The organism is Rosistilla oblonga (assembly GCF_007751715.1).
Classification (GTDB): Bacteria; Planctomycetota; Planctomycetia; order Pirellulales; family Pirellulaceae; genus Rosistilla; species Rosistilla oblonga.
In genome coordinates this window covers 4,564,141-4,576,825 of record NZ_CP036292.1, presented here as the reverse complement: position 1 = coordinate 4,576,825, position 12,685 = coordinate 4,564,141, and the positions used below count along the sequence as shown (strand labels likewise).

12 protein-coding genes are annotated in these 12,685 nt (G+C 59.1%); 10 read left to right on the top strand and 2 right to left on the bottom strand.

The window, feature by feature from the left end; all coding sequences use genetic code 11:
• Positions 1-210 precede the first annotated feature (210 nt).
• The 9 genes from CA51_RS16150 (at position 211) to CA51_RS16110 (ending at position 10,060) form a co-directional block, all read left to right on the top strand.
• On the top strand, positions 211-1,818 hold the full coding sequence (locus CA51_RS16150; RefSeq protein WP_145122273.1) for a permease: 1,608 nt from the start codon (positions 211-213) through the stop codon (positions 1,816-1,818).
• Positions 1,819-2,021: 203 nt separating this feature from the next.
• Complete coding sequence (locus tag CA51_RS16145) at positions 2,022-2,633, top strand: hypothetical protein (protein ID WP_145122272.1); 612 nt, start codon at positions 2,022-2,024, stop codon at positions 2,631-2,633.
• A 256-nt stretch (positions 2,634-2,889) separates the two neighbouring features.
• Entirely contained in the window at positions 2,890-3,669 is a 780-nt protein-coding gene (locus CA51_RS16140) for a creatininase family protein (protein ID WP_145122271.1), read from the top strand.
• Positions 3,670-3,812: 143 nt separating this feature from the next.
• Positions 3,813-5,120: a DUF1015 family protein gene (locus CA51_RS16135; RefSeq protein WP_145122270.1), complete on the top strand. Its 1,308-nt coding sequence runs from the start codon at positions 3,813-3,815 to the stop codon at positions 5,118-5,120.
• Positions 5,121-5,531: 411 nt separating this feature from the next.
• Entirely contained in the window at positions 5,532-6,278 is a 747-nt protein-coding gene (locus CA51_RS16130) for a ParA family protein (protein ID WP_145124204.1), read from the top strand.
• On the top strand, positions 6,271-7,299 hold the full coding sequence (locus CA51_RS16125; RefSeq protein WP_145122269.1) for a ParB/RepB/Spo0J family partition protein: 1,029 nt from the start codon (positions 6,271-6,273) through the stop codon (positions 7,297-7,299). Before CA51_RS16130 ends, CA51_RS16125 begins: the two co-directional genes overlap by 8 nt.
• Before the next feature lie 240 nt (positions 7,300-7,539).
• Positions 7,540-8,406: a hypothetical protein gene (locus CA51_RS16120; RefSeq protein WP_145122268.1), complete on the top strand. Its 867-nt coding sequence runs from the start codon at positions 7,540-7,542 to the stop codon at positions 8,404-8,406.
• 144 nt (positions 8,407-8,550) lie between these two features.
• Positions 8,551-9,588, top strand: a complete 1,038-nt coding sequence (locus CA51_RS16115) for a S49 family peptidase (RefSeq protein ID WP_197451229.1) — start codon at positions 8,551-8,553, stop codon at positions 9,586-9,588.
• A 22-nt stretch (positions 9,589-9,610) separates the two neighbouring features.
• Positions 9,611-10,060: an RbsD/FucU family protein gene (locus CA51_RS16110; RefSeq protein WP_145122267.1), complete on the top strand. Its 450-nt coding sequence runs from the start codon at positions 9,611-9,613 to the stop codon at positions 10,058-10,060.
• Between the two features lie 37 nt (positions 10,061-10,097).
• On the opposite strand, the gene CA51_RS16105 is transcribed toward CA51_RS16110, so the two are convergent.
• The gene (locus tag CA51_RS16105) at positions 10,098-11,159 is read right to left on the bottom strand and encodes a sugar transferase (protein WP_231745733.1); all 1,062 of its coding nucleotides are present in this window, start codon (positions 11,157-11,159) and stop codon (positions 10,098-10,100) included.
• Between the two features lie 205 nt (positions 11,160-11,364).
• The gene (locus CA51_RS16100) at positions 11,365-11,913 is read right to left on the bottom strand and encodes a tRNA (cytidine(34)-2'-O)-methyltransferase (RefSeq protein WP_145124201.1); all 549 of its coding nucleotides are present in this window, start codon (positions 11,911-11,913) and stop codon (positions 11,365-11,367) included.
• Between the two features lie 65 nt (positions 11,914-11,978).
• Here CA51_RS16100 and CA51_RS16095 point away from each other — a divergent pair, with 65 nt between their 5' ends.
• Entirely contained in the window at positions 11,979-12,665 is a 687-nt protein-coding gene (locus tag CA51_RS16095; RefSeq protein WP_145122266.1) for a zinc ribbon domain-containing protein, read from the top strand.
• Positions 12,666-12,685: the final 20 nt, after the last annotated feature.

Sequence of the window (12,685 nt, the reverse complement as noted above, 5' to 3'; positions counted from 1 at the left end):
AATGCGAGTCGTCGGCCAGGACGCGGAAGCCCTCGGCGTAGAACCCAGCAGCCGGATGCTGGACACATTGTAGGAGCAACCGAATGCCCGACGCAAACACCTATGCTGGCAATTGTCGATCACTGCGGTAGGATAGCCTGGCATCAAAGGTTGCTCAGCTGAGGCGGAAGCGGCACCTGGTTCCGTTTTCAAATCGCAGGGTCTGATTCCATGAGCAATCACCGATACCGCTGGGCCGCTGTCGGCGACATCAACGCATTCTTCGGCTTGATGTTGGATAACGTCGCGGGGCTGATCTTGGTTGTCAGCCTGTTAGCCGGCGTGTTCCAGTTCCCCGCCGAGTTCGCCGTTCAAGCGATGGTTCCCGGAACCGCGATCGGTGTCTTTGTCGGCGATCTGATGTTCTTTGGGCTCGCCTTCTGGTTGGCCAAGCGGACGGGGCGCAGCGACGTCACCGCGATGCCGCTGGGGCTCGACACACCCAGCACGTTCGGGATGGTCTTCTTTGTCCTCGGCCCCGCATTCCTCGATGCAAAGATGCGTCTGGGCCTCGACGAAATGGAAGCCGCTCGGTTCGCCTGGCATATTGGGATCTGGGCGATCGTGATGAGCGGACTATTTAAAGTCGTCTGCTCGCCGGTCAGTGGATGGATCCGCCGCAGCGTTCCTCGGGCGGGACTGCTTGGTTCGCTGGCCGCGATCGCGCTGGTGTTGATCAGTTTCCTGCCGTTGTTGGATATCCTGAAGACGCCCCTGGTTGGTCTGGTGTCGCTGGCGATCGTGTTGACTTCGCTGATCGGCCGCGTGCCGTTGCCCTTCCGTGTCCCCGGAACCTTGGGCGCGCTGGTGGTTGCCGGCGGGATGTTTTATCTGCTGCGAGCGTTTGGCGTCGAAGGCTACGCGGCGTCTAGTACCCATTCGATTACGCCGACGATGTTTCCGACGATGTGGTTGGAAGCGTTTGAGTTCCAGTGGGTCGATCGCTTTAGCGAAGCGATGAAGTACATGCCGATCGTGCTTCCGTTTGCGATCGGAACCGTCGTTGGCGGGATCGACTGCACCGAGAGCGCCGCCGCGGCGGGAGACGAATACCCGACCGGGACGGTGATATTTGTCGAAGCGATCGCGACGCTGGCCGCCGGGTTGTGCGGCGGCGTGGTCCAGACGACGCCTTACATCGGGCATCCGGCTTACAAGCAGATGGGCGGCCGCGGCGCGTACACTCTGGCGACCGCATTGCTGATCGGAACCGCGGGCGTCGGCGGCTACTTCGTCTACTTCTATCAGATCATTCCCGAAGCGGCGGTCTTCCCGATCCTGATCTTTGTCGGACTGGAGATCACCGCGCAAAGCTTCTCCGCGACGCCGACGCGGCACTACGCTGCAGTCGCCTTGGCCTGTGTTCCCGCCTTGGCGTTTCTGGCGAATAGCTTCCCGTCGCAGATCTTTGGCGATCCGGCCTATTCGATCGAAGGCCTCGGCGATCCCGGACTTCGAGACAAACTGCAGACTCTGTTGATCCTTTCCAACGGTTTCATTCTGACAAGTCTGCTGTGGGCTTCCGCTCTGGCATCGATCATCGATCAGGGACTCCGCCGCGCGGCGACGATCTTCTTGATTTGCGGCGGGCTGACATTGTTTGGTGTGATCCATTCCCCCGTCCCCGGTTCGCCGCTGTTCTGGCCCTGGAGCAGCGAAGCGGCAATGGTTCGCGAATACGCGCTCGGATACGCCGTTACTGGGCTGCTGTTATTTGGTTGGTCGTTCTGTCTGCCGGCGGTGCTTCCGACGCCCAGCCACTCCGAACACGACGCATGAACCGGCGGCTTCGGCGACTAGTGGGGCAGAATCCTGGCGGCGGGCCATCGGACAAGCCGCTTTGTCCGGGCAGTTTCACTAACTGTTTCACGTGGAACAGGCCCCTCGGATTTCGGCGATAGTTTGTTTCCGATGTGACGGGACATTATATTGTTGATTGCTATATTCATCCGCTCCTTATCTTTTCTTGGATGTCAATCACTATGAACTCCGTCCGAATCGCCTGCGTCTTGATGGTCGCACTCTCCGCTGGCTGCAGCAAAGAGAAGATGACCGAACTTGTCGACCAAGCCAAGGAGACCGCATCGAGCGTCGCCGCCGACGTGTCGACGGAAATGAAAACTGCGGCGGAACAGACAGTTGCCAAAGTCGAGTCGGTGAAGGAAGCGGCCGCGGACGTCAGCGGTATCGGCGATGCGACCGGCAAGGCGACGATGACGCTCGACGCCCCAACCGAGTTCGCCGCCAGCTATGTTCAATTGATCGCGGTCAATGAGGGCCGCCCGTCGGTGCTGAAGATCTCCAGCAGCAAAGATGGCCAGGACGATGTCTTCCCCGCGTTTCTGATCCAAGCGAAACTCTCCGATACCGATCTCGACTCGCTGGCCGGTCAGACAGTGTCAGCTCGCTTGTTCGCGCAGAAGCAGGAAGGAGGGCCGATCTGGTTCTCGCCGGAGGAGAAACCGGTCCCGGTGACGTTGGCGATGGAAGAGGGCAATTGGATCGCCCGGATCGACAACGCCTCGGTGATGAACAGCAGCTCCGATGCGGAGACATCGATCTCGGGAACCTTCCAGTGCGTCGTCCATCCGTAGCGAAGACTCGCTAATGCGGCGCTCCGACCGTTATTATAACGAAGTCTATTCGTTCGGATTCCCCCGAGGCATCGCGGGCTGCGTTCTCGATCTCGAATCCTATGGGCGCGCTCCGACAATGGGCTCGCTGCTGCGGAGGCTCCGCAGCGGAACGCTCGGATCTGTAACTAGCCACACGCTCCGGGATCGATCTGTACAATCGGCTGTTTAAAATTCGCGATGCCTTTCCCCCGAACGCTGAAAGAAAGCCTGCCGGATGAAATCGATCCTTGAAGAGATGACGCTTGCCGACGTTCGCGATGCCGACTTCCGCGTCGCCGTGCTTCCCTTTGGTGCGACCGAGCCACACAACCTGCATCTCCCCTATGGCACCGACACGCTGGAGGGTCGCTGTATCGGGCGAGCGATCTGCGACGCTGCGAATGCTCAAGGTGGCCGCGTGGTGTTGCTGCCGACGATTCCCTACGGCACCGAAACGAATATGAATCAGTTGCCGCTGGCGATGAACCTGAATCCGTCGACAGTGTTGATGGTCGTCAAGGATCTCGTCGAATCGATCCAGCGGGCTGGGATCCGCAAGATCGTCTTCTTGAACAGCCACGGAGGAAATGAACTGAAGCCGGTGTTGCGGGAGCTGCACGGGCAAACCAATTCGCAGATCTTCCTCTGCAACTGGTTCCAGATGGTTCGCGATCACTACCACGAGATCTTTGAAGTCGCCGAGGATCACGCCGGTGAGATGGAGACGTCGCTTGCGTTGGCCTACTTTCCCGAGTTCGTCGTGCACAATGACGACAACACGTTGCGAGCCGACGCGGGATCAAGGCGGCCGATGCGATTCGAAGCGCTCAACGAAGGTTGGGTTTCGATCACGCGGCCGTGGCATCTGCTGACGACAAATTCCGGTTCCGGCAATCCCCACGCGGCGACCGCCGACAAGGGGCGGGCGGTGATGGAGCTGATCGTCCAACGGATCGCTCCGTTCTTGGCGGAGCTGAGCCAAGCCGAACTGGACGACGAATTCCCCTTTGCGTAAGACCAGCACAGTCGATTGTCGAGCGGAGGCGAATCGCGGTTTCCGCTGAATCGGCGGCGGGGCGGGCTGCGAAAACCGGGGCTGCACGCGTACAATGAACGGCTGTCTTTGTCGTCTCCCTCGTTTCAGCCCCCAAAGTCTCCATGCCGGAAATTTCCGCAATCCGAGCCCTGCGTTACAATCTTGGCCACGTCGGCAACTTGAGCGACGTGGTCGCTCCTCCAGCCGATGCGATCGATCCCCAGCGGCAGGACATCTTATATAAGCGGCATCCGGCAAGCTGTGTCCGCTTGATCGCCAACCGGGACGAACCGGGCGATGTTGCTGGCAGCAGCGACGAGCGGGCGGCTCGCTTTTGGCGACGTTGGCAATCCGAAGGCGTCTTGCAACACGAAGCGGCCGCCGAGATCTACATCTATCAACAGACCTATCCCGACGGAGATCAAACGGTTCGCCGACGAGGGATCTTGTGCGGCGTGCGGTTTGATTCGCCCGAAGACCGCCGACTGTATACCGCCACCGAAACGATCGATTCCGTCGTCGAAGCGCGGTACGAGTTAACGCGGCGGTGCGCGGCGAACCTCAGCCCGATCGTTGGCCTTTGTTCGGATCCGGACGATCGCCTGCAGGACCTGTTGGATTCGGCGATCCAAGAGGGACTGGAGATCACGTGCGTCGACGATGCCGGAGTCCGGCATTCGATCTGGCCGATCAACGACGAACGAACGATCGGATCGATTCAAAATATCCTCGGCCCGTCGCCTGTCTTGATCGCCGCGGGGGAGGATAACTTAGCGGCCAGTCGGAAATATCTGAACTGGTTGAACGATCATGAAGGGCCGGTCGCAAACGATCATCCCGCCAACTTTGCGCTGACGTTGTTGCTGAGGTTGGAGGATTCGGGCGACCTGCTCGATTCGACTCACCGCGTCGTTCGCGGCGGGGCACCACTGACCAGCGAAGAACTGGTTGCGCGGATTACGGAGTGTTTCACGTGCAACACGATCGTCGAAGGGCCCGATGCGGCAGAGGTCGCTTGGACGCCGATCTCCGGCCGTGACCATCAAGGACGGTTGGCGATCTATTGTGGCGGCGATCGACGCTGGGTTTTATGCGAGGCGAACGAAGCAGCGACTGAACGTTTGCGGAAGCGCTGCCCGCAGGCGAGCGACGAATGGTGCGAACTGTCGATCAACCTGTTGCATCACTTGATCGTCCCCGAGCTGTTGGCAGAGGATTCGCCGTCGATCCAAGAGTGTCGCACGATCGACGATGTGGTCGCGGCGATCAGCGACGACGAAGGTTGCCGATACGCCGCATTGATCCCGCCGATCGATGTCGACGCGATGGAGACGATCGCGGTGCAAGAGGAACGACTGCCGGCAAACGCGTTCCACTTGGCGCACGCGCCGCTGACCGGACTGGTCTTTAATCCGCTGAACCGGCGTTAGAGCGATGGGGCGACGAGGATCGCCCAAATCGAAACGGCTGCCCGTAGGGAGGTGGTCGATTCTGGAAAATCGCACCGTGGGGAGTTTTAGTCGCCCGGCGGTGCCTTCTTATCCCATCCGGCGAGCTCTGGATCGGCGATGATTCGTGCGGCGTAAGCTGTCGCGAAAGCGTGGATTTTTCCGCTGCGATCGCGCGAAACAGCCGCTTCAACCGGCAACGTTTCCCGTGAAACATGCGGCCGCTAAAACTGGCATTCTGCTTTTTTGCACTTCCGCGTTAGAATGCGACCACGGGAGAACGCATCGCTCGAGGGTAAAAGTGCGTTCTCCGACCGCGGCTAGGATGGCTGCGAACACAAATCATCAAGGAGGCTTCGCGTCGAGACTGACCGCTCGACAATGCGAAACACGATGGGTCGGATCCTGTGCGTAGCGAATCAGAAAGGTGGCGTGGGGAAAACCACGACCGCCGTCAACCTTGCCGCGGGGCTCGCCCGGGGCGGTTACAAGACGCTGCTTGTCGATATGGATCCGCAGTGCAACGCAACCAGTGCATTGGGACATGCTCCCGCACCGCGGCACCCGCTGATCGATCCTCAAACGCTCCGCGAGAGCATTTTGGAATCGAGCGAATCCAACTTGGACCTATTGCCCGGCAGCCGTTCGTTCCAGGATGTCGACCAGTTGGCCAAGGCGACCGGGTCGGAGGCGTCGCTGTTGCGGAGCCACCTGGAGACCGGGCTGCACTCTTATGATCACGTGTTGATCGATTGCCCGCCTTCGCTGGGGACGTTGACCCGCGCCGCGTTGGCTGCGTCGACGGAGGTCTTGATGCCAATCCAGTGCGAATATTTTGCGATGGAAGGGCTGACCCAAATGATCCACGTGATACGCGAAGCAATTCAAGCCACCGACGGTCGGCTGACCTTCGGAGGAATCTTGTTAACGATGTACGATCCTCGTCTGGAATTGACACACGAAGTCGATTCGGAGGTTCGAGAATTTTTTGGCGAGATCGTGTTCGACACGGTTGTCCCGCGCGATGTCGCTTTGACCGAGGCACCAAGCCACGGCGAAAACATTTTTCAGTATTCTCCGCGATCGCGCGGAGCCTACGCTTACACTCAGCTCTGCATGGAGGTACTCGGCCGTGACTAAGGATCGACGACTAGGAAAAGGATTGGCGGCGCTGTTGGGCACACCGATCGAAAACGAACAGGGTGGAGATATCGGTTTGGCGACCGAACCGCGACCGCGGCGAACCGAGGCCGGCGGATCAGCGGGCCAGCGACCGACCAAACTTGAACCAAGCGACATCGACGACGGAGCGTCCGCCGCTGCGGGACAAGCCGTTCATTTGAACGTCTACGAGATCGACAACAATCCGTTTCAGCCGCGACGACAATTCGACACCACCGAGATCGCGGCGTTGGCGGAGAGCCTGAAGTCGCATGAACAATTGCAACCGGTGATCGTTCGTCGCGATGGTCAGCGGTACCAATTGATCTCGGGTGAGCGTCGCTTGCGGGCGGCGATTCATGCCGGCATGACAACCGTTCGCGCCGAGATCCGCGAAGCCGACGACCGGATGGTTGCCGAGTTGGCGATCGTCGAGAACCTGCAACGCAAGGATCTCAACGCTGTCGAAAAAGCGATGTCGTTCCGCAATTACATCGATCAGCACGGGTGCCCGCAAAACGAATTGGCGAAGCGGTTGAAGATCGATCGCAGCACGGTCGCCAACTTGATGCGGCTGTTGGAATTGCCCGAAGCCGTGCTTGAAGCGATCCAAGAGGAAACGATCACCGCGGGCCACGCTCGGGCGTTGCTGCCGTTGGGCGATGAGGACCTGCAGACCGAACTGACGCAAACCATCATCAAGGAACAGTGGTCGGTGCGGCAGACCGAGTCGCATGTTTCGGACATCTTGCAAGCCGAAGAGGACGAAGAGATGGGGGGCCAAGCGGCGCCCACGGCTCGTAAGAAACAGGTCACGTCGCCGCAGATCTCGTCGCTTGAGCGGCAACTGCGAATGGATCTGGGAACCAAGGTCGAGATCAAACAGACCGCGAAGGGGAAGGGAAAGATCGTCGTCCACTTCGCCAACCCCGAAGAGTTCGAACGGATCACGGCGTCGATGGCTGGTCACGACAGCCTGCCCGAGACGGCGGCAGCTTAGTTCGCTCGGTAGCGGTTTGAACCTCCGCAGCCCCGTTGGCTGGGAGGTCTTCTTTCGGCAATCCCGCTTGCCAAGCTCGGCTACCGCACGGCGGTAGCCATCGGCCGCGAGAATCGATTTAATGGGGGCTTCCGCGAATTCGCCTGCAGCCCCCGGTAACCCCTGTGATCGATTCCTCTCTTTCGTTCCGACCGCGTCGGAAGCTCGCCGACCGCTCCACCCAACGCGTGGAGTCGTCCGATGTCCAACGGTGAGCTGATACATCCTCGGATTGGTCCGCTCAGCATTCTGGGGGCGATCACGATCTTGGTCCTGCAGGTCGTGTTTGGGATGTGGGTGCTGTTCTATTATGGTTCGCCCTTCGGCCAAGCGGCTTGGATCGGGCTGATGTGGCTCGGATGTTCGATGACCGCATCGGTCTGCTTCTCGGCGACCTTCTCCTGGCGGCGTGTCTTATTTGGAGGGCTCTCCTTTTTGTGGCACGTCCTGTTTATGGCGATCTGTTGGCGTGAAACACCGTTGCGGTATATGTTGTTGTTAGGTGGCTTGTTGGTTCTGCAGGGTACGTTCTCAACAATCCTTGGCGTCCCGGCGTGGCACTGGGGACGGGAGTCCAATGCAGCGCTTCCGACACGCTATCGTTTCACCATCCGATCGATTCTCGTAGCGACAACGGTGGTCGCAATGTTGCTGTCGGCCGCGCGAGCCTACGAGTTGCCGATGGTCGCGCCGCAGTTGTTGGCGGTGCCGTTGTTTGTGTTGTTGTACCTCGGCGCAGCGTCGGCAATGCTAGCGGAATCGCATGTGCGGATCAGGGCGCTCTGTTTGGTAGCTGTCTTGTTCGGCGGATCGCTGCTCTATTCTTGGATCGCCACGGCGCTGGTTGGATCGACTGGGCAAAGTTTAACGCTGCGTCAATTTGTCGGTTCGTTGGGCTCCAATTCGTTGGATGGATTTGTGGTCCAGATGCAGATGGTGCAGTTCGGGCTGTTCACTATCGGCTGCTGTCTCTGCTTCGGATTCGGTCGAACCGATGACCGCGACTTCGTCCGCAGGCAACTCTGGCGGCAAGAGAGCGACTCGGCAAAGTCGACGCAGGCGGTATGACGAGCCCGAATCCGCCCGCTAGCATTTGGGAAAGCTGCGGACCAGAAGGGTTTGTTGCGACGACGCTGCTTGGATTTCCGATCCCCTAGGCAGGGCGCTGGGAATGGATTCCGCGCCGTTGGGACCGCTCAGCAAAGTCGCAGTATGTCACGCCTCTTGATTCTCTGTACCGCGATCGCTTGCACTGTTGGATGTGGCAAGCATGAACTTCGAACCAACAACCTGATTCGGTTGGTGCCCGCGAAGGTGCATGTCTCCGCCGATCCGATCGCGATGCAGCCGCAAGTGCTACGCGATCGTTCGCCGTTGAAGACGATGCCTGTGCAAGCGGGCAGCTGCCGCAAGATCGCTTTGATCGATGTCGATGGTTTGCTGGTCAACCAGAACCAGGCGGGGATCGGTTCGATGGGTGACAACCCGTTGGATATCTTCCGCGAGAAGTTGGATCAGGTCGAACGCGAAGGCGATATTTCGGCGGTCATCATTCGGATCAACAGCTACGGCGGCGGCGTCACCGCGTCGGACATCATGCGTCGCGAACTGGAGGCGTTCCGCGAGCGAACCGGGATGCCAATCGTTGCGGTCTTGATGGACATCGCAACCGGTGGCGGTTACCTGTTGGCCACCGCAGCGGATCAGATCGTGGCTCATCCGACAACGATCGTCGGCGGGTTTGGCGTGATCTTAAATCTGTACAACCTCGAAGATGCGATGGCACAGTTTAATGTCGCCGGGCAAACAATCCGGGCTGGAAAGTTTGTCGACATCGGATCGCCCGAGCGATTTTTGGAAGAGGATGAAGAGGAACTGCTGACCGAGATCGCCGAACAATATAACGCGCGGTTCAAAGAGGTCGTGCTGCGATCGCGTCAACGCATCCATCCCGACGTAGAGATTTTCGACGGACGGATCTTCACCGGAACAAAAGCAGAGAAGTTGGGCGTCGTCGATCAAGTCGGATATATCGACGATGCGATCGCCGCGGCACGAGCTTACGCTGGCGATCCCAACGCGTGTGTTGTGATGCTGCATCGCGAGCAAGACAAGGCGCGAACTCCTTACGCCACGACGCCAAACGAACCAACTCAATTGATGGCGATGCCACAGATTCCTGGTTTGATGCGTTCACGCCTGCCAACGTTTATGTATATTTGGCAGCCCGATCCCGGCCTAGCACCTTAAACCGCAACGACCTTTCCCTGTTATGCTCAAACACGAATTATTGCATCCCAAGATCAACGAAGTCCTGGCCCGCGGCGGACACTACAGCAAAGTCTTGATCGCCGACGGAAACTATCCCGCGTATCACACGTTGGGACCCAGCGCCGAACTTGTCAGTCTGAACCTCGCGCCGGGACTGGTTTCGTGTTGCCAAGTCCTGGCGACGTTGTTGACGGCGATCCCGATCGATGCCGCCAACACGATGATGTATCCGCAATCGGGACCCTACGCTTTGCCAGCCGATCCGCCCGTGTGGGATGAGTTTCGCAAGTTGTTTGCCGATGCGAAAAGCGATGTCCAGCTGGAACCGATCGAGCAGATGCAGTTCTACGATGCAGTGCGATCGCGCGAGCATATCTTAACGATTCAGACCGGCGACCAAGCGATCTTCGCCAACCTCTTGTTGACAGTTGGCGTTCGCCGCGCCGAATGATGCGCGAGCGTACAGGGGTCCAAAGTGCGGCGGCGACCTAGTGGTTGCCGCGAGCTTTGACCGGCACGATCATCGTCTTGGCGATCAGTTTCATGTCCAGCCAATTCGAACCGCGATCGATGTAGCGGAGATCCATCCGCATCCAATCGTCGAACGTAATCGATTCGTGTTTCGATGTCTGCCAGCTGCCGGTGATGCCGGGTTTGACATCCAGCCGCCGTCGCTGCCACGTGGCCACGGCCCGACTCTCCGCCCACGGCAGCGGGCGCGGACCGACCAATGACATTTGGCCGATCAAGACGTTGACCAACTGCGGCAGTTCGTCGATGCAGGTCGCTCGCAACCATTTGCCAACGCTGGTGATCCGCGGGTCGTCTTTGATCTTAAACGCCGGTCCATCGCGCTCGCTCAACTGTCGCAGGTTCGCTTGATGGTGTTCGGCATCGCAACGCATCGTCCGCAATTTGTAGATCGTAAATGGTTTCCCGTCGGCGCCTTCGCGGACCTGGCGGAAGATCGCGGGGCCGGCAGAGGTGCATCGGATGGCAACGCAGGCCAGCGCGATTGGGATCGAAGCGAACAGCAGGCCCAGGCTGGATCCGACCACATCGACCAAACGCTTCGCAACTCGACGGCGGCGTGCAGCCGTCGGCTGAGGGGGCGTTAAGTGGCCCGATGGAGGTTGGTGATCGTCGGGAGGATCGAACAGTTGCTGTTGCTGCCACGCATCGGGATCGTACGCGTACAGTTCCAAGTCGCAGTCGAGTCGGGCGTCCAACAGCAGTTCTTGCAATTCATCGACGACGATCCGCCCCCCCTGTTCGGGCGTGTCGGTCAAGAGGACGCCAACGGTGACGCGCCCGCGATGACCGAGCGTATCGGTCGTCCGCAGGCGACGGTGCAACAGGCGAGCGAGCCGCTTGACGTCGCGCGGCCGTCGATTTTCGGGGGCCAAAACGACATCGATCAAACAGAATGGGATCTGACGACGATCGGCGCGGAGCCGTTCGCGGTTTAATTCACGGCTCAGTTGACGCTCTGAAAGCAGTAGCGGTGTCAGCGCTCTGCTAGCTCGATAACCACCCACTAGGCTAGGCATCCAAGTTCTCGGCATCTGTAAGCATGTTCATCAAAAGGTGTCAGTCGCATCGATCTTATAGTAACCAGCTGTGCACCTACGGAAATGGCTAAACGTCGATATTTCCCGGATTTAGTGACCTCGCGAGGGGGTAATTCCCCCTCCTCAGGCAGCTGGTCATGCGGCGTGCGACTTCGCTCCTTGGATGAATTCTGCCCCGAATGGCTTATCCCAGTCGGCCATGTTGCCGTAGAACTTCGTAGACGGCGATCGCCGCGGTGTTCGAAAGGTTCAAGCTGCGAACCTGTTCGGTCGTGGGAATCCGAATCGCTTGTGGGGAATCGAGATCGAGAATCTCTTCGGGCAATCCGGCCGACTCGCGGCCGAAGACGATCGCATCGCCGAGGTCGATTTCGGCTTCCCAAAGACTGCGTCGGGCGAAGCGGCTGAAGTACCAGAACTTCCGCTGCGGCAGGGCTTGTTGGACTTCGCCGATCGAATCGACAAGCTGCAGATTCAGCATATGCCAATAATCGACGCCGGCTCGGCGAACACTGTGCTCGTCGATTTTGAAACCCAACGGCCGCACAAGCCATAATTTGGCACCAACGGCGACGCACGTCCGACCAATGTTTCCGGTATTCTGTGGAATCTCGGGCTGGTACAGTACAACATGCACCGGTGGCTCGTCGACTTGCAAACAGGGGGCGACATCGGCGAGACTATCGCTCGGCACGTCGGGCTCGCTAGTATCTGACGACTTTTCATTATCCATCATGGCAGCTCGGTTATTGTGGGTTGCTGCTGACGAACCGCGATACGGGACAACCCTTCTTCGACATGGCAATTCGAGTTACCTGTGAAAAGTGCCTGACGCGATTCAACGTCAGCGATAAATTTGCTGGAAAGAAAGGCCCTTGCCCCAAGTGCAAGGCGACGATCCAGATCCCGGACAAAACCGAAGAGGTCGTCGTTCATGCGCCCGCGGACGATGGTCCTAAGGATGCCACGGGCAAGAGCGTTCTGAAGCCGATTATGCGCGAAGAGGTGAGAGTTACCAAGCTCGGCATCTTCGCCGTCGCCGGTTCGATCGTTGCGGCGATCATCGCGGCGGTCGTGATTCGGTCGATGGAATCGGTGCCGGGCTGGATTCCGCCACTCGGTGCGCTGTTGCTGGCTCCGCCTTTAGTTTGGTCCGGCTACACGTTTGCTCGCGAGCAGGAACTGGAACCTTTTTACGGACGCGAACTTCAGGCCCGCGTCGCCATCTGTTCGGTGCTGTTCGCGCTGCTCTGGGCGCTCTACGCGTTTGTCCCCGCCTATGTGATGGACTACGACAGCGTCGCCGAGATGCCGATCGGTGCGGTCTTAGTCGCGTTGGCAGCGATGTTGGCCGTTGGCACTTTGATTTCGGTGACGACTTTCGAATTGGAAACCGGTGGCGGCGTCGTGCATGCCGGGTTCTACATCGTCGGGACGCTGTTGTTAGCGATGTTGGCTGGCATCCCGCTGTTCGCGTGGGCCTGATCGGGCAGCTCTGCTAAGCT